At 71.1% G+C, this 22,564-nt stretch carries 15 protein-coding genes; 6 read left to right on the top strand and 9 right to left on the bottom strand.

Features of this window, described 5'->3' with window-relative positions:
- The first annotated feature begins 162 nt into the window (after positions 1-162).
- The 3 genes from ACN269_RS02195 (at position 163) to ACN269_RS02185 (ending at position 3,245) form a co-directional block, all read left to right on the top strand.
- Complete coding sequence (locus ACN269_RS02195) at positions 163-1,509, top strand: hypothetical protein (protein ID WP_421470748.1); 1,347 nt, start codon at positions 163-165, stop codon at positions 1,507-1,509.
- Between the two features lie 40 nt (positions 1,510-1,549).
- Positions 1,550-2,038 (top strand): NUDIX domain-containing protein, encoded by a 489-nt coding sequence (locus ACN269_RS02190; RefSeq protein ID WP_421470747.1) that lies wholly within the window; start codon positions 1,550-1,552, stop codon positions 2,036-2,038.
- A 355-nt stretch (positions 2,039-2,393) separates the two neighbouring features.
- A complete protein-coding gene (locus ACN269_RS02185) occupies positions 2,394-3,245 on the top strand; it encodes a hypothetical protein (RefSeq protein WP_421470746.1) in 852 nt (283 codons plus the stop codon).
- 82 nt (positions 3,246-3,327) lie between these two features.
- Here ACN269_RS02185 and treZ read toward each other — a convergent pair whose 3' ends face one another.
- Genes treZ through glgX form a run of 3 tightly spaced genes read right to left on the bottom strand, consistent with a single transcriptional unit; the run spans position 3,328 to position 9,474 of the window.
- Positions 3,328-5,052 carry a malto-oligosyltrehalose trehalohydrolase gene (treZ, locus tag ACN269_RS02180; RefSeq protein ID WP_421470745.1) on the bottom strand — a complete coding sequence of 575 codons (1,725 nt, stop codon included), beginning with the start codon at positions 5,050-5,052 and terminating at the stop codon, positions 3,328-3,330.
- Positions 5,049-7,355, bottom strand: a complete 2,307-nt coding sequence (treY, locus tag ACN269_RS02175) for a malto-oligosyltrehalose synthase (RefSeq protein WP_421470744.1) — start codon at positions 7,353-7,355, stop codon at positions 5,049-5,051. The genes treZ and treY overlap by 4 nt, the downstream gene beginning before the upstream one ends.
- A gap of 1 nt (position 7,356) precedes the next feature.
- Positions 7,357-9,474 (bottom strand): glycogen debranching protein GlgX, encoded by a 2,118-nt coding sequence (gene glgX / locus ACN269_RS02170; RefSeq protein WP_421470743.1) that lies wholly within the window; start codon positions 9,472-9,474, stop codon positions 7,357-7,359.
- Between the two features lie 314 nt (positions 9,475-9,788).
- On the opposite strand from glgX, the gene ACN269_RS02165 reads away from it, so the two are divergent.
- Both ACN269_RS02165 and ACN269_RS02160 read left to right on the top strand, forming a co-directional pair.
- On the top strand, positions 9,789-11,234 hold the full coding sequence (locus ACN269_RS02165) for a glycosyltransferase family 4 protein (RefSeq protein ID WP_421470742.1): 1,446 nt from the start codon (positions 9,789-9,791) through the stop codon (positions 11,232-11,234).
- 176 nt (positions 11,235-11,410) lie between these two features.
- Complete coding sequence (locus ACN269_RS02160) at positions 11,411-12,055, top strand: maleylpyruvate isomerase N-terminal domain-containing protein (RefSeq protein WP_421470741.1); 645 nt, start codon at positions 11,411-11,413, stop codon at positions 12,053-12,055.
- A gap of 871 nt (positions 12,056-12,926) precedes the next feature.
- Here ACN269_RS02160 and ACN269_RS02155 read toward each other — a convergent pair.
- From ACN269_RS02155 to ACN269_RS02140, 4 genes are all read right to left on the bottom strand, one after another.
- Positions 12,927-14,210 (bottom strand): citrate synthase, encoded by a 1,284-nt coding sequence (locus ACN269_RS02155; RefSeq protein ID WP_421470740.1) that lies wholly within the window; start codon positions 14,208-14,210, stop codon positions 12,927-12,929.
- A gap of 201 nt (positions 14,211-14,411) precedes the next feature.
- Positions 14,412-16,442: a sulfatase-like hydrolase/transferase gene (locus ACN269_RS02150; RefSeq protein WP_421470739.1), complete on the bottom strand. Its 2,031-nt coding sequence runs from the start codon at positions 16,440-16,442 to the stop codon at positions 14,412-14,414.
- Positions 16,435-17,859 carry a class I SAM-dependent methyltransferase gene (locus tag ACN269_RS02145; RefSeq protein WP_421470738.1) on the bottom strand — a complete coding sequence of 475 codons (1,425 nt, stop codon included), beginning with the start codon at positions 17,857-17,859 and terminating at the stop codon, positions 16,435-16,437. Before ACN269_RS02145 ends, ACN269_RS02150 begins: the two co-directional genes overlap by 8 nt.
- Before the next feature lie 14 nt (positions 17,860-17,873).
- Positions 17,874-18,023: a hypothetical protein gene (locus ACN269_RS02140; RefSeq protein WP_421470737.1), complete on the bottom strand. Its 150-nt coding sequence runs from the start codon at positions 18,021-18,023 to the stop codon at positions 17,874-17,876.
- A gap of 190 nt (positions 18,024-18,213) precedes the next feature.
- On the opposite strand from ACN269_RS02140, the gene ACN269_RS02135 reads away from it, so the two are divergent.
- A complete protein-coding gene (locus tag ACN269_RS02135; protein WP_421476168.1) occupies positions 18,214-19,062 on the top strand; it encodes an arginase family protein in 849 nt (282 codons plus the stop codon).
- 5 nt (positions 19,063-19,067) lie between these two features.
- Here ACN269_RS02135 and ACN269_RS02130 read toward each other — a convergent pair whose 3' ends face one another.
- Complete coding sequence (locus ACN269_RS02130) at positions 19,068-20,297, bottom strand: glycosyltransferase (RefSeq protein WP_421470736.1); 1,230 nt, start codon at positions 20,295-20,297, stop codon at positions 19,068-19,070.
- Positions 20,294-22,525, bottom strand: a complete 2,232-nt coding sequence (locus ACN269_RS02125) for an ArnT family glycosyltransferase (RefSeq protein ID WP_421470735.1) — start codon at positions 22,523-22,525, stop codon at positions 20,294-20,296. Before ACN269_RS02125 ends, ACN269_RS02130 begins: the two co-directional genes overlap by 4 nt.
- Positions 22,526-22,564 lie beyond the last annotated feature (39 nt).

Below are 22,564 nucleotides of genomic sequence, written 5' to 3'. Positions count from 1 at the left end.
GGCTGCCGGCCGACGGGCCAGATGGCGAACGATGTGCTCGGTTGCGCTGGTCAGGACGTGGCTTGCGCGGGGTTGCGCGGGTCCCCATCGGACGACGGAAACTCATAGGCTCATCACTGTTGGTAGTTGTGTGATGGCTGGAGGCTGAACGTGGTGCGACCGGTGACGAATGCGGCGTTCGACGGGCTGTTGACTGCCGCTGGCTACGGGAACGCACACGCCGCATTCGCGCGCCAGCTCAATCACGCCGGCCGAGAGCAGGGCGCCTGGCGGTACGACGCGGCCAGCGTCTACTGGTGGTTGCGCGGTCGCCGGCCTGGGGAGCACGTCCAGGAGGCGATGGCCGAAACACTCACTCGCAAACTCGGGCGTACCGTCTCTGCCTCGGAGCTGGGATTCGGCGCTTCCCACAGCATCGGAACATGCGTTTACCCGGCTTCCGTCGATGCGGCGATAGATGCCGTCGAGCAGATCTGGGTCACGCTCACGAAGCACCTGCAGCGGCAGGTAGACGGGAGCTTCGACAGCGGTAAAGCCCTACAGGCGGCGCTCGGCTGGCGGTACGACCTGCCCGATCAGGCGGTCAGTCGGCGCGGCCGGCAGCAGGTGACCTCCACGGACGTCCAGTCGCTGTACGCGCTGGTGGACCATTTCACGGACCTGGACCGACGTCACGGCAGCGGTTCTCCGCATACCCGTGCCGTCATGGCCGACCTTCTTGGTCGTCAGGTCGGGCCGATGTTGCGGGGCACCTACACCGATCCGGTGGGACGCGACCTCATGCGCGCGGCGGCAACGCTCGCCGGTCAACTCGCCTTCATGTCCTATGACGCGGGCGAACACGCCATGGCGCAACATCACGTGACCCTCGGTCTGCGGCTTGCCAAGGCCGGCAACGACCGCCTCTACGGCGCTCACCTACTGGCGAACCTTGCCACCCAGGCCGTGTTTCTTGGTCACGCTCGGGAGGCTGCTCGGCTCGCGGAAGCTGCCATTGACGGAGCTGGCCGTGCACCCGCCACGGTCCTCGCGCGGTTATACGCCACCGCCGCCACTGCCTATGGTCAGGCTGGTGAGCGGCGTGCCTCCCAACTCTCCCTCAAGAAGGCTGAGCGCTTTCTTGGCCAAGCGGACACCGAACTTGGCCCACGCTGGGTCGGCTACTTCACCCCGGCTCACCTGGCCGGGGCCGCGCTGAGATGCCTAGGCGACCTGCGCCTGTACCCGCAGGCCCTACGACATGCACCCGCCGCGCTTGCCCTCGGCAGTCAGAACACCCGAACCCGTGCCCTGCACACGACCCTCGTCGCTCTGACTTATGCCCGCGCTGGTGACACCGATGCGGCCTGTGCCTGGAGCCGGACGCTGGTGCAGGACGCTGCGGCCGTCCAGTCGGTGCGCGTTCGTCAGCGACTCCGCGAACTCACCACCAATCTCCGCATGTACCGGGCATCGCCCCAGCTCAACGAAGCCCTGCTTGCTCTCGCAGCCACACCAGCAGCTACGTAGAGCGAAAGCGTTCTTAGGCATGTCCGCTACCGTCACCGGGGTGACCTGGACGGAGCCTGCCACCTGGTATGCCAACCTGGCTTCCTTCTACGCTGCCGCTGCGGCTTTCATCACCGACCCAGCGGAGAACGTCCTGCTCGTCAAACCCACGTACCGCGACCACTGGGCCTTCCCAGGAGGTTACGTAGACGAGGGCGAGTACCCGCATGACGCCTGCGCCCGTGAGATTCGAGAAGAGTTGGGCGTCGCGCTGATGGTGGGCGCTCTGCTAGTAGTCGACTGGGCACCCCCCACCGGACAGCGTCCCCGCGCGCTCGTCAGTTTCACCTTTGACTGCGGGTCCGTTGCTGGCCTGGACGCCTTCACCTTGCCAGAAGTGGAGTTGGAGGACGCCGCCTTCTTCTCGCGCTATGAGGCTGAGCGCCGCCTCCCAGACAACGTCGTCACCCGGGTAGGTGCGGCGATGCATGCCCGCAACCAACGCGCTCCGACGTACTTCGCAGGCGGTCTAACCTTTCCTGACGATTGACGACGGGGCGGTAGAGAAAAACATAGACCGCCCAGTTTTCGTCCGGACAACGCACCCCGGAACCGTCCGGCGTCTACCGGGAACAGCCCCACCCGCTCATCGATCTAACTCGCGTTGCGGATCGTTGGCAACCTTCCAATTAGCGGTGCCGCGCCTTTGCAGTTCAGCCCAGGCATCGCCCTACGCATGCAAAGTTGGGTCAGTCTCGCGTGATGGCGACTTCCCCGCAGCTTAGCAGAACCGCTTGAATCGACAGCGATGAAATAGGCCAGCCAGGTGTACTGACGGCTCGGACCTTGTCTTCTGACGGGTCGACGACAGAAGAGTTGACTCCATCAAGATTGAAAGGAAGGCTATGCGCCGCAAGATCGAGGAGGCGAATCTTGGAGGCGCTACCCCCATGTGGCTTTACGCGGCGCCCTCACCCACCATCTCCCCCGGCGGGACTCCGCCAGATCAAGCAGGTAGCACGCTCTGCCTAACGCTAGTAGCCGTAAGCGTCGCAATTGCGATCTGGGTCGGCATTTCCTCATCAGCCAAGAGTAAAGAGCGCTTCGCAGAGGCGCTCCGCCGCTCAGAGAATATGACCGATCAGCAACGGCTTGATCTCGAGCGGAAGATTTTGAGCAGACTGCACCGAGACCACGGGCAGGCTGTCACCGTCGCCGCCCTGAGTGACGCCATTGAGCAGCCATACGAGGATACCTGCCTAGCAACGCACAGGCTGATATACCACGGCTTCTCGGAGATAGTCGAGAAGAACCAGGACACCTCCTCAAGCCTACCCATGCCCGACCCCCGCCGCCGGCCAGAACGCCATGAACAGATCAAGATTACCCAGGCGGGCCTCTCCCATTTTCAACGACTAGTCCTTACCGGAGAAATTAACGTGAACGGTGACTATATCAATGCACCCAATGGTCGAGTGGTCAATCGCAGCACCAACTTCAATTCGTTCAATGAGCTTGAAGGGAAATACGATGATGCCACCCTGCAGGCCTTGCTCGTAATTGAACGAGCCATAATCGACACAGGAAACGCTGAAGCGAAGGAATTGTTCGAAAGCTTTAGCGCGGAAATGCGATCGGACAAGCCAAAGCCGACGATCGCGAAGGCTCTCCTTAAGGGAGCCCTAGAAGCAGTGCCCGTTATCGGCGCGGTAGCGGCGGCAGTCGAGCAAGTCCACAAGGCAATTGCAATATCCTGATTGTCGATGTTCAAGCGCTGCCGTCGGACCTGCCACATAAGCTGGGACCTGGCCAGGACAAGTGGCCCTCGTAGTACGGGGTTCAGAGCGCCACGATCGCCGCAGTCTCCGCTGGTAGCTCGATCCGGTCCCGCATCACCGTGACCCCCTCCCCCGTAGCCAGCAACACCCGCCGAGCCACCCCCGGCAGCGACACACCCTGCCCCCGCCCAGCAAAGTTCGCCACGACCAACGTGTCCCCCCGCCGCATCAGCAGGAACTGATCCCCGTGCTGCACAGAAACCGCGTGCATCCGAGGATCGGACAGATCAGCCACCGACCGCCGCAACGCGATCAGCCGCTGATAAAAGGCCAGCATCGAAGCATGCTCAGGCTTGTCCAGCTCGGCCCAGTCCAACCGCGACCGAGTAAAGGTCTCCGGGTCCTGCGGATCAGGCACGTCCCCTTCCGGCCACCCGTGCGACGCGAACTCCCGCCGCCGCCCGGTCCGCACGGCAGACGCCAACTCCGGCTCTGGGTGCGACGTGAAGAACTGCCACGGCGTGGACGCCGCCCACTCCTCCCCCATGAACAGCATCGGCGTGAACGGCGCCGTCAGCAGCAGCATCGCGCCGACCCGCACCAGAGCCGACGACAGGGAGGCCGAGATCCGATCCCCGGTGGCCCGGTTGCCGATCTGGTCGTGGTTCTGCAAGTAGGCGACGAGCCGGTGCCCGGGGACGCGGGAGTCCAGGGGCCGCCCGTGGTGCCGGTTCCGGAAGCTCGACCAGGTCCCCGCGTGGAAGAAGCCACCCGTCAGCACGTCCGACAGCGTCTCCAGGGAGCCGAAGTCCCCGTAGTAGCCCTGCCGCTCCCCCGTCAGCAGCGTGTGCAGGGCGTGGTGGGCGTCGTCGTTCCACTGGGCGTGCAGGCCGAACCCGCCCGCCTCCCGGGGCGTGATGAGCCGGGGGTCGTTGAGGTCGGACTCCGCGATCAGCGACAACGGCCGGCCCAGGTGGGTCGACAGCGACTCGACCTCGACGGCCAACTCCTCAAGCAGAGGCACCGCACGGGTGTCCGGCAGCGCGTGCACCGCGTCGAGCCGCAGGCCGTCGACGTGGTAGTCGCGCAGCCACATGAGCACGCTGTCGATGATGTAACGGCGTACCTCGTCCGAGTGCGGGCCGTCGAGGTTGATCGAGCGGCCCCAACTGTTGCTCTGCTCTGCGAGGTAGGGGCCGAACCGCGGCGCGTAGGCCCCGGAGGGCCCGAAATGGTTGTAGACGACGTCGAGGATCACCCCCAACCCGCGCGAGTGGGCGGCGTCGACGAACCGTTTCAGGCCGTCGGGGCCGCCGTAGGGCTCGTGTGGGGCGTACCAGCAGACGCCGTCGTACCCCCAGTTGTGTTCGCCGTTGAAGGCGTTGACCGGGAGCAGTTCGATCAGGTCGACGCCGAGGTCGACCAGGTGGTCGAGGCGGTCGATGGCCGCGTCGAAGGTGCCCTCCGGGGTGAAGGTGCCGATGTGCAGCTCGTAGAGGACGCTGCCGGGCAGCTGGCGGCCCGTCCACGCGGTGTCGGACCACGCGAAGGCGCTGTGGTCGTAACGGCGGCTCGGCCCGTGCACACCCGCAGGCTGCCACGGGGAGCGGGGGTCGGGCAGCGGGGTTTCGTCGTCGTTCAGCAGAAAGGAGTAGTCGAGGCCGGCGTCGGGCACGTCGACCGTCCACCAGCCGTCGGTGGTGGCGCGCATGTCGTGGTCGGTGTCGCCGGCCAGGCGCAGGCGCACCCGGCTGGCGTCCGGCGCCCAGACGGAGAATTCGGTCATGACGAGGCCTCCTCGGCAGCGGTGGGAGGAGCCAGCAGAGCAACGGGGTAGTCCGCGAGGAGATTGTCCAACGGGACCTCCCCGCCACTGTAGACCCGGCCGGTGAACAGGTCCTTCACTTCGTTAACGCCGAGCGACAGGGCTGTGTCACACCAGCCCCCGGCCCGGGCCAGGCCGAGCGGCAGGCGGGTCGCCACGGCGATCACGCCACCCCGGTCGAACGCCACCACGTGCCGGCCGGCCGGGCCGTGTGCCGGCACCGGCCGGTAGGTGGTGAACAGCTCCGGGTGCGCCCGCCGCAGGCGCAGCGTCCGCGACACGACGAGCAGCTTCGCCGCGCCGTCGGTGTCGACCGGGGGACGCCAGCCGTCGTCGAGCCGTGCCAGCAATTCCCGGCGTACGTCGAAGTCGACCGGCCGGCGATTGTCCGGGTCGACCAGGGAGTTGTCCCACAGCTCGGTGCCCTGGTAGGTGTCCGGCACGCCGGGCATGGTGAGCTGGATCAGCTTCTGCCCGAGGGAGTTGCACCAGCCGGCCGGGGTGATCGCGGCGGCGAGTTCGGTCAGCTCGTCGTGCAGGCTCGGGTCGTCGTACATCAGGTCGACGAGCGCGTGCAGCGCCTGCTCGAAGGCCGGGTCCGGGTCCGCCCAGCTGGTCGACGCCCCGGCCTCCCGGGCGGCCTTCTCGGCGTACGCGTGCAGCCGCTCCCGCTCGATCGGCCACGCGCCGACGGCCGTCTGCCAGAGCAGGTGGGCGAACGCCGGGTCGGGCAGTGGCGCGTACTCCATCCAGGCCTTGACCTGGTCGGCCCACTGACCCGGCAGCTCGCTGAGCACGGCGAGGCGGGCGCGGACGTCCTCGCTTCGCTTCGTGTCGTGGGTGGAGAGGGTGGTCATGCTATCCGGCCAGCGGATCTGTTGGGCGGCGGCGAAGCGGTGGAACTCCGCCGGTGGCACCCCGAAGCGGGTGGGGCTGTCGCCGACCTCGTTGAGCGCCACGAAACGCGTCCACCGGTAGAAGGCGGTGTCCTCGACGCCCTTGGCCATCACCGCGCCGGTGAGCTGCGGGAACCGCATGCCCAGCTCGTCGTCCGGTTCGCGCAGTCGGCGGGTGATCGCGTCCAGGGCGCCGACCAGGTCGGGGCGGCGGCGGCCGGCCTCGGAGCGGGCGGCGGCGAGGTGCCGGGCGCCGTGCGGCGGGTACCCGCGGTAGACGTCGAACGCGGCGGCCAGCTCGGCGAGCGCCGCGCGGGCCTGCTCGGTGGGCACCTCGGGCGCGAGGGCCGCGAGCCGGGTCAGCTCGGCGGAGAGCAGTTGGGTGGCGGCGGCCAGCTTGGTGGTGTGGGTCAGATCCTCCCAGGAGGTGCGCCGCCCGGTGACCCGGTTGTCCAGCGCGGTGAAGTCGCCCTCGGCGTCGATGTCGATGAACAGCCCACCGACCATGGCCAGGGCGTCGTAGCCGGTCGTACCGTCCACCGGCCAGTCCGGCAGCTCCTCGCCGTACTCCAGGATCTTCTCCACCACGAGCCAGGCGTCCGGCGCGGCCTCGCGCAGCCGCGCGAGGTAGCCGGCCGGGTCGCGTAGGCCGTCCGGGTGGTCGACGCGGATGCCGTGGACCTCGCCGTCGGCGACCCAGCGCAGGATCAGCTCGTGCACGGCCGCGAACACCGCCGGGTCCTCCACCCGCAGGCCCGCCAGGCCCGCGATGGCGAAGAACCGGCGGTACGTCAGCTCGGCGTCCCCGCGCCGCCAGGAGACCAGCTCGTAGCGCTGCCGGTCGTGCACCTCGCGGGCGGTGCCGTCACCCGTGCCGTCGGCGATCGGGAAGCGGTGCTCGTGGTAGCGCAACTCACCGTCGACGATCTTGAGGTCGTCCAGGGCGGCCGGGTCGTCGGCGAGGACCGGCAGCAGCAGCCGGCCCCGGTCCCAGTCGATGTCGAACCAGCTCGCGTACGACGAGTCGCGCCCCCGGCGCAGCACGTCCCACCAGGCCGGGTTGGCCGGCGGTACGGCGACCCCGGCGTGGTTCGGCACGATGTCGACGACCAGGCCGAGCTGCTTGTCGCGCAGGGCGCGGATCAGCCGCTGCCGGGCCGCCTCCCCGCCCAGCTCCGGGTTGACGACGCGGTGGTCGACGACGTCGTAGCCGTGCTGGGAGCCGGGCGTGGCGGCCAGCAGCGGGGCGGTGTAGAGGTGGCTGACGCCGAGGTCGTGCAGGTAGTCGAGGATCGCGGCGGTGGCGTCCAGGTCGAACCCGGGGCGGACCTGGACGCGGTAGGTGGCCTTGGGAGGGGTGGCCGGCATGTCAGATCATCCTCTCCAACACGACGAGGGACCGGTCCGGCACCCGGATGGTGCCGCCCGCGCTGATCACCGTGGCGTCGTCCGGGTCGGGATCGGCGGTGCTGATGACCCGTTCCCACTTCTGCCCGTACTCGCTGCCGGGCATCGTGAAGTCCAGCGGCGCGTCGTGGGCGTTGAAGCACAGCAGGAACGAGGCGTCGTGGTGCCGCTGGCCGTACTGGCCGCGCTCGCGGATGCCCTCGCCGTTGACGAACAGCGCCACCGAGCGGCCGAAGTCGTTGCCCCAGTCCTCGCCGGTCATCTCCCGCCCGTCCGGGGTGTGCCAGGCCAGATCGGGCAGCGGCTCGTCGACGTCCCGCCCGCCCACCGGCAGGCCGGTGAAGAAGCGGCGGCGGCGGAACACCTGGTGGCGTTTGCGGAAGTCGGTGAGCATCCGCACGAAGTCCAGCAACTGCTCGTCGGCGTTGTCCCAGTCGATCCAGGCCAGCTCGCTGTCCTGGCAGTAGGCGTTGTTGTTGCCGTGCTGGGTACGCCCCAACTCGTCGCCGTGGCCGATCATCGGCACGCCCTGCGACAGCATCATCGTGGCCAGGAAGTTGCGCCGCTGCTTGGCCCGCAGGGCGAGCACCGCCTCGTCGTCGGTGTCGCCCTCCACGCCACAGTTCCACGACCGGTTGTGGCTCTCGCCGTCCCGGTTGTCCTCGCCGTTGGCCTCGTTGTGCTTGTCGTTGTACGACACCAGGTCGTTGAGCGTGAACCCGTCGTGCACGGTCACGAAGTTGATGCTGTGGAACGGGCGACGGCCGTCGTCCTGGTACAGGTCGGCCGAGCCGGAGATGCGCGACGCGAACTCGGCCAGGGTCGCCGGCTCACCGCGCCAGAAGTCCCGGACGGTGTCCCGGTACTTGCCGTTCCACTCCGTCCACAGCGGCGGGAAGTTGCCCACCTGGTAGCCGCCCGGACCGACGTCCCACGGCTCGGCGATCAGCTTCACCTGGCTGACCACCGGGTCCTGCTGCACCACCTCGAAGAACGTGGAGAGCCGGTCCACCTCGTAGAACTCGCGCGCCAGGGTGGCCGCCAGGTCGAAGCGGAACCCGTCGACGTGCATCTCGGTCACCCAGTACCGCAACGAATCCATGATCAGTTGCAGCGAGTGCGGGGAGCGCACGTTCAGGCTGTTGCCGGTGCCGGTGTAGTCGACGAAGTAGCGGCGGTCCTCCTCGCTGAGCCGGTAGTAGCTCGGCGCGTCCACGCCCTTGAAGCTCAACGTCGGCCCGAGGTGGTTGCCCTCGGCGGTGTGGTTGTAGACCACGTCGAGGATGACCTCGATGCCCGCCGCGTGCAGCGCCTTGACCATGCCCCGGAACTCCTGCACCTGCTGGCCCAGGCGGCCCAGCGCCGAGTAGCCGTGGTGCGGGGCGAAGAAGCCGATCGTGTTGTAACCCCAGTAGTTGCGCAGGCCCAGGTCGTGCAGCCGGTGGTCGTGCACGAACTGGTGCACCGGCATCAGCTCGATCGCCGTCACCCCGAGCCGGGTCAGGTGCTCGATCATCGGCGGAGAGGCGATCCCCGCGTACGTGCCGCGCAGCTCCTCCGGGATGTCCGGGTGCCGCATGGTCAGCCCGCGCACGTGCGCCTCGTAGATCACCGAGTGGTGGTACGGGGTGCGCGGCGGCTTGTCGTTGCCCCAGTCGAAGTACGGGTTCACCACGACCGACTTGGGCATGAACGGCGCCGAGTCGGTTTCGTTCATCCGCTCCGGGTCGCCCAGCTCGTAGTCGTACACCGCCGGGTCCCAGGTGACGTCACCGTCGATGGCCTTGGCGTACGGGTCGAGCAGCAGCTTGTGCGGGTTGCAGCGCAACCCGTTCGCCGGGTCGTACGGCCCGTGCACCCGGTAGCCGTAGCGCTGCCCCGGCTCGATGCCCGGCAGGTACGCGTGCCAGACGTACGCGTCGACCTCACGCAGCTCCACACGGCGCTCCGCGCCGGTGTCCCACTCGTCGAACAGGCACAGCTCGATCCGCTCGGCCACCTCGGAGAAGATGGCGAAGTTGGTGCCCATCCCGTCGTAGGTGGCGCCCAGGGGATACCGCTCGCCCGGCCAGACCTGCATGTCGCTCCCTCAAGCCATGGTGATGTGCGCGCCGGCTGAGCCGCCCGCGCGCAAGCGGGTAGTGCCCCCGCTCCGTGCGCGCCAATCCATCCTTTCAGGCGGTGACCGGAATCCACCCGTCTGATGTGCGCTACACCCTCAGGTGTCTTCCGTCACCATGGCCGATTTCGAGATGCGAACCCGCGCCCGATGGCCTTTGCTTGTCGGGGGACACGCACACCCGCGCGCCCCGCTCGGCCCTCGGCCACCCTTTTTCCACCCTCTCCGCCGCCACTGACGCCGGCGCGCCCCACCATGCCTGGACGGAGACAGATGTGACGACCCTGCGGGTCGACGAGCAGCTCGCTGCCACCAAGGACCGGACCCACCGACCCACCGTGACCTCCCGGCCCCAGCCTTCGACCCCGCCCGGTCCGTCCGCGCAGCCCGGCTCCGCCGTGCCCGCGCAGCGCGAACCCGGTGTGCCGCCGCAGACCCGTCGCATCCTCATGCTGTCGTGGGAGTACCCGCCGGTGCTCGTCGGTGGCCTCGGCCGCCACGTCCACGCCCTGTCCGTGGCCCTGGCCGCCGCCGGGCACGAGGTCACCGTCGTCACCCGGCACGCCGAGGGCGCACCCCTTGAGGAGTACGCCGACGGCGTGCGCATCCTGCGCGCCCCCGAAGACCCCGTCGCGTTCCCCCTGGCCACCGGCTCACTGCTGGCGTGGACGATGGCGTTCAACCACACCCTCACCCGCACCGCCCTGCGCGCCACCCAGGCCGGCGCGTACGACGTCATCCACGCCCACGACTGGCTCGTCGCGCACACCGCGATGACGCTGCGCGACCACCTGGACATCCCCCTCGTCAGCACGATCCACGCCACCGAGGCGGGGCGGCACCAGGGCTGGCTGCCCGAGGAGATGAACCGCACCATCCACGGCGTCGAGCAGTGGCTCGCCAGCGAGTCCAATCGGATCATCGTCTGCTCCGGCTACATGCGCGACGAGGTCAACGCCCTCTTCGACGTACCGGCCAGCCGGGTCGACGTGGTCGCCAACGGCGTCGAGTCGTACCGCTGGACGGTGCCGGCACGCGACGTGGCCGCGGCGCGCGCCCGGTTCGCCGGGGACGGCCCGCTGGTCACCTTCGCCGGCCGCCTGGTGTACGAGAAGGGCGTGCAGCACCTCGTCGCCGCCCTCCCCCGGCTCCGCGAGCGGCACCCCGGGCTGCGTGCCGTGATCGCCGGTGACGGCCCGTACCGCGCCGAACTGGAGGCCGAGGTGCACCGCCGTGGCCTGGGCGGCATGGTCACCATGCCGGGCTTCCTGGGCGGCACCGACCTGCCGGCGCTGATGGCCGCGTCGGACTGCTTCGCCGTGCCGAGCATCTACGAGCCGTTCGGCATGGTCGCCCTCGAAGGGGCCGCCGCCGGAGCGCCTCTGGCCGTCGCCGCCACCGGTGGCCTCGCCGAGATCGTCGAGCCGGGAGCGACCGGGATGACGTTCCGCCCGCACGACCCGGACAGCCTCGCCGACGCCGTCGACGCGCTGCTGTCCGACCGCGAACGCGCCCGCGCCATGGCCCGGCGTGCCCGTCGGATGGTCACCGAGCAGTACGGCTGGACCTCGATCGCCCAGCGCACCGCCGCCAGCTACGGCGCGGCGATCGCCACCGACGCCGCGTTCACGACCGAGCGCGCCGAACAGCGCATGTCCCAGGGCCCGGCCCTGCCGGCGCTGCCCGAGGGCAACCTGCTCGCCGCCGCCGGCCTGCGCTGACCCGCCTCCGCACTCCCTGATCGACTCGGCTTCCTTGAAGTCGGGGTGTCCCAGTGCCGGGGACGCCCCGACTTCCTGAAAACCGAGTCGATCACGCTGGGCGCGGCGGGTGTGGTGCCCGTCGGGGCGGGCCCCGTCGCCCGGAGCCTGTCGGCCGGTCCTGCCAGAATGTGCGGATGTTCCGTTCCGTTGACGCCCTGGATTCCGCCTTTCCGGTCGCCGCCTCGATCGCGCTGGACCTGATCCGCCGCCCCGAGGTGTCGGAGCAGTGGTCGCGCCCGAGCGCCCTGCCGCACCTGTCCGTCGGCGGCCTCGCGTGCCACCTCGGACGGCAGGCGGTCCGTGCGGCGGAGTTGCTGCCGACGCCGAGTGACCTGCCGGTCCTGGAGTCGGCCGACAACCACTACGAGCGGGCCGCCTGGGTCAGCGAGGGCACCCCGGACGCGGCCTCGGTCGCCGCGAGCAACGACGAAGAGGACGCGGCCCGAGGTCCGGAAGACCTGCACACCACGTCCGCCAACGCGCTGAAGGAGGCGGGCGACCTGCTCGGGCGTGGTGCGGCCCAGGACGTCGTACCCATCCCGTGGCAGGGCTGGGCCCTGCGCCGCGCCGACTTCCTGCTCACCCGCCAGTTGGAGATCGTGGTGCACTCCGACGACCTGGCGGTCAGCGTCGGCGTGCCCACGCCGGAATTCCCGGCGGAGGTCTTCGACCCGGTCCGCGACCTGCTGGTCCGCCTGGCCGTCCGCCGCCACGGTCAGTCCGCGCTGATCGGCGCGCTCAGCCGCAGCGAGCGAGCCCGCGACATCTCCGCCTTCTGAGCCCCAGGTGCGCCGACCGCTGCACCGGCCCCGGCCGGACAGCGGAGCGGCGCTCGGGTCTCGACCCCGGCTGTCTGATTCGGCTCCTGTCGACCTGCCCCAGATGTGGGGCGACTCCCGTGAGTCCGCCGCCAGACCTGACGCGGTCGCCAGGCGGGCGGCCGGCAGCGGCGGGCGGCGGCGGGCGGCGGCCGTCAGAGGCTTGGCCACGACGGTCATCCCTGTCGCAAGGTCGGGAGTCCCCAAGCGGACCGGAAACCCTTTGATCCACTCCGCTTCGCCAATATCGGGGGGTCCCGCTGAGCTGGATACCGCGGTATCGGCGAACTGGAGTCGATCATTGGCGATCGCGGCGCGACCGGCCGTCAGGGTCAAGCGACGGCGCGGCAGCAAGAGCGGGGCAGGGGCGCGGGCGTACCGGCGCGGGCGTACCGGCGCGGGCGTGCCGGCGCGGGCGTACCGGCGCAGGCGTACCGGCGCAGGCGTACCGGCACAGGCGTACCGGCACAGGCGTACCGGCACAGGCGCCCCGGCACAGGCGCCCCGGCACAGGCGTACCGGCACAGCCACCACGCCTGCGCCCCATATCTGGGGCAGCTCGACAGGAACCGAAAGAGACAGCCGGGGCCGGCACCACCCGGCCATCGCCTCGCCGCTGCCGCGGCTGCGCTGCCGCCGGGCCGCCGGGCCGGCACATGGTCGACTCGACTTCACGGAAACCGGGCCGTCCTGGGGACGGTAACAGCCCGGTTTCACGGAAGCCGAGTCGATCAAGGCCGACCGCACACGGCGTACACGGCGCAGGCCGCCGACCCGGATAAGGGTCGACGGCCTGCGGTCGTGCTCGTTCGGGTTGCGCGAGGAGCGGAGGTCAGCGCTCGTTGAAGGGGACGTAGTCCCGCTCGGCGGCACCGACGTAGACCTGCCGCGGACGGCCGATCTTGGTCTCCGGGTCGCTGATCATCTCGCGCCACTGGGCGATCCAGCCGGGGAGCCGGCCGAGCGCGAACAGCACCGTGAACATCTTCGTGGGGAAGCCCATGGCCTTGTAGATCAGGCCGGTGTAGAAGTCCACGTTCGGGTAGAGCCGCCGGGAGACGAAGAAGTCGTCGGCGAGGGCGATCTCCTCCAGCTCCATGGCGATGTCCAGCAGCGGGTCCGGCTTGGCCATCCGGCCCAGCACGTCCTGCGCGGCCTTCTTGACGATCGCCGCCCGCGGGTCGTAGTTCTTGTAGACCCGGTGGCCGAAGCCCATCAGCTTGACGCCGTCCTCCTTGGCCTTGACCTTGCGGACGAAGGACCGGACGTCGTCGCCACCGGAGTGGATCTGCTGGAGCATCTCCAGCACCGCCTGGTTGGCGCCACCGTGCAGCGGGCCGAACAGCGCGTTCACACCCGCCGAGACGGAGGCGAACAGGTTGGCGTTGCTGGAGCCGACCAGCCGGACGGTCGACGTGGAGCAGTTCTGCTCGTGGTCGGCGTGCAGGACGAAGAGCATGTCCAGCACCTTCGACATGACCGGGTCGACCTCGTACGGCTCCGCAGGCACGCCGAACGTCATGCGCAGCAGGTTGTCCACGTACCCGAGAGAGTTGTCCGGGTAGAGCAGCGGCTGCCCGATGGACTTCTTGTACGCGTACGAGGCGATGGTCGGGACCTTCGCCATCAGCCGGACCGTGGAGATCTCCACGTGCTCGGAGTCGAACGGGTCCAGGCTGTCCTGGTAGAAGGTCGACAGCGCGCTCACTGCGGACGACAGCACCGCCATCGGGTGGGCGTCCCGGGGGAAGCCGTCGAAGAAGCGACGCATCTCCTCGTGCAGCAGCGAGTGCCGCCGGATCCACTCGGTGAACTCGGTCAGCTGCTGCTCGGTGGGCAGCTCACCGTAGATGAGCAGGTACGAGACCTCCAGGAAGGAGGACTTCTCGGCCAGCTGCTCGATCGGGTACCCCCGGTAACGCAGGATCCCCGCGTCGCCGTCGATGTAGGTGATCGCGGATGAGGCAGCGGCGGTGTTGACGAAACCCGGGTCGTACGTGGTCATCCCGGTTTCCTTCAACAGCTTGCTCACCCCGATGCCAGCGGGGCCTTCGACCGCGGAATGCACCGGCATCGACAGCTGCCCGCCGGGGTGGTCGAGCTTGACTTCCGTCATGTGGTTCCTCGCTTCGCCGGCAGATCTACGTTGAATTGCCTTCGCTTCTACCGTAATTGCGGCTCGGGGGACACTGCCCGCCGTGGTTCGGCGGTGAGGTATGCGTCACCCGATTCCCGACCAGCAGGCCGGGAAACCCGCAATCCCGGCAGGCGGGAAGCCCACGAAAGCCGCAAACTCCCAGTCCGACGGACAGCCCGCTCAGGACAGCGTCAGGCGGCGCAGCGTACCTGTCGCCGCGATCTGGTAGACGTCGAGCTGGTTGGTGCCGGCGTGGAACAGCCGGTCGTCGGTGAGCAGCGCGGCGAAGCGACGCCCGCCCGGGTCGGTCGGCACCACCGGGACGACCGCGCCGACCCGGCCGTTGACGGCGACGGCCAGCAGCGTGCCGTCCGGCACGGCGGCGGGCACGTCACCCCAGACGAGCGCCGGGAGGGTGCCGGTGTCCGGGTCGGTGGTCCGGAACGCGGCGAGGTCGGCGACGCGGGCGCTGCCGCCGCTGGGGCCGGCGCCTACCTCGGTGCCGACCAGCGGGTGCGGTGTCGGCAGCGGCGGTGGGGTGGGCACCCCGCCGGGGAAGGTGACCGCCTGGCCGGGGGTGTCGTAGAAGTGTTTGGTGCCGTCGGTGCGCGGGGCCTCGCGGGCAGAGCGGCCGTCGACCCGCCAGGGCAGGCGGATGCCCGCCTCGTCGGCGACGGTGGGCAGCAGGTCCACGTGTTCCCAGTTGCGGTCGTCCACCCGGCCGGTCTGCTGGCGCGGTTCCTTGACGAACATCGGCACCCAGGCGACCTCGTCGGCGGCGGCCCTGATGGCGTCCATCCCCCGGCCCTGCGCGCCCGGCGTGAAGCTCACCCCGTGGTCGGCGGTGACGACGACGAGGGCCTGGTCGTAGAGGCCGCTGGCGCGCAGCGTACGCAGCGTCTCGCCGATCAGCCGGTCGGTGTAGCCGAGTTGGGCGAGGTGACGTTGACGGGCCAGGTCGATCCAACCGGCGCCGTCGTTGGGCAGGTCCTCGGGGGCGTCGTACCGGGCGCCCGACGGCAGGTACGCCCACGGGGAGTGCGGCATCAGCAGGTGCAGGAAGTGCAGGGCGGGCCGGGGCTGCGGCTTCAGCCCGGCCAGGAAGCTGGTGAAACGGGCGGGCTGGTTGTCGTCGAGGCTGTCCCAGCGGAACTTGGGGTCGGCCGGCACCGGCTCGGCGGCGTCCAGACCGGCCTCGGCGCGCGTCCGCTCCCGGTACGAGTCCTCCGGGTCGACGGCGCTCTCCGTCGGCCCGGCGATCCGGCCGAGCAGCTTGCCGGTCTCCTGCACCAGCACGCCGAGGCCCTGTTCGGGGGCGACCGGCTGTTCGCAGCGGCTGGGTGGGCAGAGCCGGGTGATGCTCTCCTCGGCCTCGATGTCGTACAGGCCGCCGAAGGCGGTGAAGAGGTTGTCCGGGTACTGCGAGTAGTGCGGCGCGACCGACCGCGCCGGGTAGCGGCCGGTGAGCATCGCCGGCAGCGCGTTGGGCGTCCAGCCGCTGACCCCGGTGGCGTTGCGGTACCAGGTCGAGGCCCCGGCCAGCTCGGCGAAGTGCGGGAACCGGGCGGCGTCGATCCGGCCGTCGCCGCCGAGCAGGCTGACCAGCGGCAGCTCGTCGAGGATCAGCATGACCACCGGCGGGTGCACGGCCGTGCCCTGCGCGGTGCCGACCGCGCCGCCGTCGCCGCGCGGCAGCACGACCGCCGAGGTCGGCGACACGAACAGGAACAGCGCCACGAACGCCACCGGCCCGGCGGCGGCCAGTCGCAGCGCGCGGCCCGGGGCCCGCCACCGCCGGTGCGCCGCCGCACCGGCCGCACCGGCCAGACCGGCAAGAGCCAGCAGGGGTACGCCCCGAAGCGTCGTCGCGTGCCGGCCCACCTGCACGGCGAGGGCGGCGACCAGCAGGCCGACCAGCAGGGTGTGGGTGAGCGCGCGGGCGGTCCGGCCGGCCAGTCGACTGAGCGCGCCCAGCGCCGCCACGGCCCCGCTGGGTACGAGCGCCACCAGCGCGACCAGCAGCAGGATCTGGCCGGTGTCGGCGCGGTGGAACAGGAAGAAGTCGGGGCTGCGGCCGAGCACGTCCAGCAGCGGCTGGGTGACGACCAGCCCGACCAGCGCGACGATCTCCAGCAGCCGGCCCAGCTCGCCACGCCAGCCCCGCTCCCACCGTCCGCGTTCGGGTGGGGACTCGGCGGGCGGGTCAGCCACCCATCACCGTCCGGTAGAGCGTGCGGGTGCCCGAGGGCAGTTCCAGCCGGTCGGTGACCCGGCCCCGGGCGGCGAGGAGCCGCTCGAAGGTGTCCCGCCGGTAGTCGGGGAAGAGCCCGTCGGGCTTGTTGGCCAGCAGCCGGGCGGCCATCGGGTCGTCCGGGTGGACGAACTCCACCACCACGGCCCCGCCGGGCGCGGTCAGCCCGGTCAGCCAGTCGACGACCTCCGGCAGCGGCACGTTGCGGCCGATCGCCAGGTGGTGCGCGAGGGCCAGGGCGAGCACGACGTCCGCCGACGCCCGCTGCGCGAAGCCGGCGCGCTCGACGCCACGCCAGCCGCCGCCCGGGGACGGGTCGGCCAGGTCGACCACCAGCGGCAGGATCCGTTGCTGCCCCTCGGAGCGCAGCGCCCGGTACAGCTCGTCGACCACCGCCGGGTCCTGCTCGACGGCGACCACGTAGTCGGCGTGCCCGGCGGCCAGTCGGGAGTACCGGCCGTCGTTGGCCCCGAGGTCGAGCACCAGGCGGGGACGACCGGCGGCGGCCACGGCGGCGACCACGAACTGCTCCTTGGCCACCCGGTCGCGGGCCGAGTAGCCGCAGGTGCGCTGGTAGTCCGACCAGTGGCTGCCGGAGGGGCGGTGTTCCAGGCGGCGGACCAGCTTCTCGATGCCGCGTACGGTGGCCGCCTGCAACTGGCGCGAGTAACCGGCGGCCCGGAGCTGGGCCCGGACGTCGGTGGTGCTGGCGGCGGCGTTGCGCTGCTGCATGGCGCCATGCAGGTGCAGGTGGGTCAGGACGCCGGGGCGCAGCCGGCGGGCTCCGCCGAAGAGGGGGCGCAGCTGCTCCGCCTCGATGCCGTCCACCTGGGCGCGCAGCCAGGGTTGGAAGTCCACGCCCAGGTGCGCGGTGAGCAGCAGCGGGTAGAGCAGGGTCTGGCAGAACTGGCGGTAGCCGGCCCATGGTTCGCCGTCGCGGACCGGCTCGAAGGAGCCGATGTCGATGAAGACGGGCTTCGCGCCGCGCCACTGGAGGTTGTAGGCGGAGCCGTCCTTGGTGGTGAAGCCGTCGGCGAGGGCGGTACGCAGGATCTCCAGGTGCAGCAGCGCGGCGTCACGCAGCATGGCGAAGGACCACTCGTACGGGTGGGAGACGAACGGGATGCGTTCGTGACGCAGCACCGCCGCCCAGCCGGCGTCGGCGGGCGCGAGGGTCGCCGGAGCGTCCTCGGTGGCGCAGACCTTGCCCGCCGAGACGAGCGTGGGGAAGAACGGGCTGGCCGCGAGGGTGCGCCAGTGCGCGGCGGCCTGGGCGTCGAGCCCGCGCAGCACCTCGTCGCCGACGTGGAAGACCCGGTTGGCGGGGTCGCGGAAGGAGGCGGGCTCGGGGCGTACCCCGGTGGGTGTGCTCGTCATGGTCGCCGCGACCGCTACCGCTGGTCGGTGGGTTGCCGACGGAACCGGTCGATGAGCCGCCGCCAGTAGAGCTTGGCGGCGACCGCGACGCCGGCCACCCCGCCGACGACGGCCTGCACGATCAGGCTGCCCGATCCCGCGTCCAGGTAGGCCAGATGGATCACCGACCGCTCCTTCCCCTCGCCCGTCTCGACACCGGCGTCCCAGGGCGACAGCGATGAGGCTTTTAACCCAGAAAGCCGGACTTGTCCAACACCGTACGCTGCCCGTCCGTGCCACCGCGCCCACATCCGAGGACTCCCAGCCCGGCCACAGGAAGCGGTTCGCGTCGGTAGGCTGCGAAGCGTGCGCTGGATGGTCGTGGACGCGCCGCTGGATTCCTCCGGCGCCCGGCGCGGCGAGGAGCGGGCGCCGGCCGCCCTGCGCCGGGCCGGCCTGCTGGACGCCCTGGCCGCCGACGACGACGGGCAGATCGACGAGGCCCGGCTGCGGGACCCGCACCGGGAGCCGGCGAGCGGGGTGATCGACGCCGCCGGCCTCGTCCGGGCGGGCGCCGCGATCAGCGCCCGGATCGGCGGGCTGATCGCGGACGGTCACCGGCCGCTGGTGCTCGGCGGCGACTGCGCGATCCTGCCCGGCATCTGCCGCGCGCTGCCCCGCTCGACCGAGCTGTGGTTCGTCGACGCGCATCCCGACTTCCTCGACGGCGCGACGTCGCCGACCGGTGAGGCCGCCGACATGGACCTGTCGGTGATCACCGGGCACGGCCCGGCCGCCGCGATCGGGGTCGACGACGCGCTGCTCGACCCCGCCCGGGTGCACCTGCTCGGCCACCGCCCGCCCACCGACGACGACAGTCGCGTCGAGGCGGCCCGGATCGACCCGGCGATCCACCAGGTGCCCGCCCCCGACCTGCTCCGTGCCGGTGCCGGGGTGGTCGGGGCGGGCCTGGCCGCCGACGGCGACGGGCCGGCCTGGCTGCACCTCGATCTGGACGTGGTGGACCCACGGGACCTGCCGGCGGTGACCTACCCGGAGCCGGACGGCCCACGGTGGGCGGACCTCGTCGCCCTGGTCACGCCGTTGGCCCGCGCCGACCGGCTGCTCGGGATGAGCGTGACCGACCTGAACCCGGACGAGGACCCCGACGGGTGGCACAGCCGCCGTGTCGTCGAGGTCCTCGCGCAGATCCTGACCGGCTGACCGGCCTAGCTGCGCCGGTGGTGCATGCCCAGGCGCAGCAGCACGAAGCGCAGCACGGTGGCGACCAGGTTCGCGACCACCAGCACGGCCAGCTCCACCGACCGGGCGGGTGCGGCGACGGCCGCGTGCAGCACCGCCAGCGCCCCACTGGTCAACGCCAGGCCGAGGCCGAACGCCAGCAGCCCCTGCGCGTGGTGCCGACCGACATGCCGGCTACCGGTGATCCCGAACGTCAGCCGGCGGTTCGCGGCCGTGTTCGCCACCGCCGTCAGGAACAGCGCCAGCAGGTTCGCCGGCTGCGCGCCGAGCGCGCCCCGGGTGGCCACGAACAGCAGCAGGTACGCCAGCGTGCTGGCCACCCCGACGGCGGCGAACCGGACCAGCTGCCCGGGCAGCCCGACCGGGACCTGCGCGGGTGGCGCGGCCAGCGGTGCCCGACCGAGCTGCGCGCGCAGCTCGGCCACCGGCAGCGCACCGGTCAGCAGGGCCCGCCCGAGCCGGCCGATCCCCCGCAGGTCGGCTAGGGCGGTGGCGACGATGTCGACGCGGCTGTCCGGGTCGTCGACCCAGTCCACCGGCACCTCGTGGATGCGCAGCCCGGCGCGCTGGGCCAGCACCAGTAGCTCGGTGTCGAAGAACCAGCCGGTGTCCCGCACGAGGGGCAGCAGCTCAGCGGCCACGTCCGCGCGGATCGCCTTGAACCCGCACTGCGCGTCGGAGAACCGCGCGAACAGCGCGCCGCGCAGCAGCAGGTTGTAGGCCCGGGAGATGACCTCCCGTTTGGCGCCGCGCACCACCCGGGACGTACGCGCCAGCCGGGTGCCGATCGCCAGGTCGGAGTGGCCGGAGATGAGCGGCGCGACCAGCGGCAGCAGCGCCGCGAGATCGGTGGACAGGTCCACGTCCATGTACGCCAGCACCGGCGCGGACGACGCCGACCACGCGGCGGACAACGCCCGCCCCCGCCCCTTGGCGTCCAGGTGCAGCACCTCGACGCCCGGGAGTTCACCGCAGAGCCCGTTGGCGACCGCCAGGGTGCCGTCCACGCTGGCGTTGTCGGCGACGGTGATCCGGAACGGGTACGGGAAGTGCTCGGTGAGGTGCGCGTGCAGTCGGCGTACGCACGGCCCGAGGTCGATCTCCTCGTTGTGGACGGGGATCACCACGTCCAGCACCGCCCCGGTGGTGGTGGACCGGGTCCGGACGGCGGCACGCGGACCGCTGAGCGCGGTCACGACTCGTCCGCGCCGGTGCTCAGGTCGTAGACGGTGACCCCGTCCACGGTCTGCGTCGGGAAGGTCTCCGCGACCCAGGTGGAGATCTCCTGCGAGGCCGAGCTGCCACCGTTGGCACGGAAGCCACCGCCACCCACGAAGTAGTGGATCTTGCGCTCGGCGACGTAGCGCTGGAACTGCGCGAGAGTCGGTGACGGGTCGCTGCCGTTGAACCCGCCGATCGGCATCACCGGGTCGCCGGTGGCGAGCTGATAGCCGGAGGCGTTGTTCGAGCCGATGGTGGCCGCCACCCAGGTGTAGTCGTCGCTGTCGCGCTTCAACAGCTCGCGCAGCGCGGCGCTGGGCTCGCGGGCGTCGAGCAGCCCGCCCATCCCGCCGCCCTCCCGGCCACCACCGGGGAAGCCGGGTAGTTGACCGCCACCCGGGAAGCCCGGCGCCTGCCCGCCACCGCGAGCACCCGGGACCTGCCCGCCACCAGGGAAGCCCGGGGACCGTCCGCCGTCCTGGTTGCCGTCGCGGCCGTCGCCGCAGGGCGGCTGAGCGCCGTTGCGGCCGTCGCCGGGGAACTGCCCGCCACCGGGAAACGCCATCCCGCCGGGCGGTCGTCCGCCGGGGAAGCCACCTCGGCCGAAGCCGCCCGCCACCGCCGGGCCGGCGCTCGGGATCGAGCCGGTGTGCGGGGTCGCGGCGGTCTGCGCCGCGTACGCCGCCGGCCCCGCGAGGGCCGCCGCCGCACCGACGCCCAGTGCCACGGCCCCCAGCCACCGGGGCAGTCGGACGGTCGACAGGAGCAGGGCCGCGCCGAGCAGACCGGCGACCAGGACCGCCCAACGCAGCCACGGGTACCAGTCGGGGCTGCGCCCGAGCAGCGTCCACGCCCACCAGACGGTGATCGCGAGGGTGGCGGCGAGCGTCGCCGTGGCGGCCAGCGGACGCCACCGTTGCCACCGGGACACCACCACCGGCTCCTCGTGCGCCCCGGCGGCCGGGGCGGGCCGCGGTCGGCGCTGCCGCCAGAGCAGGGTGACACCGATGCCGACCAGCGCGCCGACGGCCGGCGCGAGCGCCACGGTGTAATAGGCGTGGAAGATCCCGGACATGAAGCTGAAGATCAGTCCGGTGACCAGCAGCCAGCCGCCCCACAGCAGCAGACCGGCCCGGGTGCGGTCGGTACGGGCGGCCCGACCGGCCACCAGCAGGCCCGCGACCAGCAGGATCAACGCGGCCGGCAGCAGCCAGGAGATCTGGCCGCCGACCTCGCCGTCGAACATCCGCAGCAGGCCCGTCCGCCCCGAGAACGGCCCACCACCACCGCCCATCCGCCCGGCGACGCCGCCGACGCTGCCCACCTCGTCGCCGGTGATCCGGCCGAGCCCGTTGTAGCCGAGGGTCAGCTCCAGGATGCTGTTGTGCTGCGACCCGCCCACGTACGGACGCGCGCTGGCCGGTACGAGTTCGACGACGGCCACCCACCAGCCGGCGGACACCACCACCGCGAGGCCGGCCAGCAGGAGTTGCCACACCCGCCGCCACAGCCCGGTCGGGGCGGCCAGCAGGTAGACACCGGCGAACACCGGCACCAGCAGGAACGCCTGGAGCATCTTGGTCAGGAAGCCGAAGCCGACCAGCACGCCGGCCAGCACGATCCACCGGGTGCCGGCCGTCTCCACCGCGCGCACGGTGGCGTACGCGCCGCCGAGCAGCAGGAGCACGAGCAGGGCGTCGGGGTTGTTGAAGCGGAACATGAGCGTCGCCACCGGGGTGACGGCCAGGACCGCTCCGGCGATCAGGCCGGCGACCGGCCCGTACCAGCGCTTCACGCTCGCGTACAGCACGCCGACGGAGGCGACCCCGCACAGCGCCTGCGGGACGAGCATCGCCCAGCTGTTCAACCCGAAGATCCGCACCGACAGGGCCATCAGCCACAGCGAGGCCGGCGTCTTGTCCACGGTGATCGAGTTGGCCGCGTCGGACGAGCCGTAGAAGAACGCCTTGCCGCTCACCGAGCCGGCCTGCACGGCGGCCGCGTAGAACGAGTTGGCCCAGCCGGAGGCGCCCAAGCCCCAGAGGTACAGCAGGCCGGTGCCCAGGAGCAGGGCCAGCAGAGCCGGCCGGGTCCAGGCCGCCGCACGGCCTTCGGGAGGCGGGTGCTCCTCGGGGCGAGTGCTCGGGTCGGGCGGCCCGACCGGTTCGGCGGGCGTCGTCGACAGGATGTCTGTTTGGTCCACGCCATCAGCCTCGGCGGCCGAACTGGCGGGACCCCGTGC

Origin of the sequence: Micromonospora sp. WMMD736 (genome assembly GCF_049179015.1) — a bacterium.
Lineage (GTDB): Bacteria > Actinomycetota > Actinomycetes > Mycobacteriales > Micromonosporaceae > Micromonospora.
The sequence above is the reverse complement of the archived record's forward strand: the minus strand, read 5'-3'. Positions and strand labels throughout refer to the sequence as shown.

Excerpts from the sequence above, each read along its gene's own strand:
- ACN269_RS02135 (WP_421476168.1), top strand. The coding sequence starts at position 18,214 with ATGGTCGTGGACGCGCCGCTGGATTCCTCCGGCGCCCGGCGCGGCGAG.
- ACN269_RS02160 (WP_421470741.1), top strand. The coding sequence starts at position 11,411 with ATGTTCCGTTCCGTTGACGCCCTGGATTCCGCCTTTCCGGTCGCCGCC.
- glgX (WP_421470743.1), bottom strand. The coding sequence starts at position 9,474 with ATGCAGGTCTGGCCGGGCGAGCGGTATCCCCTGGGCGCCACCTACGAC.
- treZ (WP_421470745.1), bottom strand. The coding sequence starts at position 5,052 with ATGACCGAATTCTCCGTCTGGGCGCCGGACGCCAGCCGGGTGCGCCTG.
- ACN269_RS02155 (WP_421470740.1), bottom strand. The coding sequence starts at position 14,210 with ATGACGGAAGTCAAGCTCGACCACCCCGGCGGGCAGCTGTCGATGCCG.
- ACN269_RS02185 (WP_421470746.1), top strand. The coding sequence starts at position 2,394 with ATGCGCCGCAAGATCGAGGAGGCGAATCTTGGAGGCGCTACCCCCATG.
- ACN269_RS02145 (WP_421470738.1), bottom strand. The coding sequence starts at position 17,859 with ATGACGAGCACACCCACCGGGGTACGCCCCGAGCCCGCCTCCTTCCGC.
- treY (WP_421470744.1), bottom strand. The coding sequence starts at position 7,355 with ATGCCGGCCACCCCTCCCAAGGCCACCTACCGCGTCCAGGTCCGCCCC.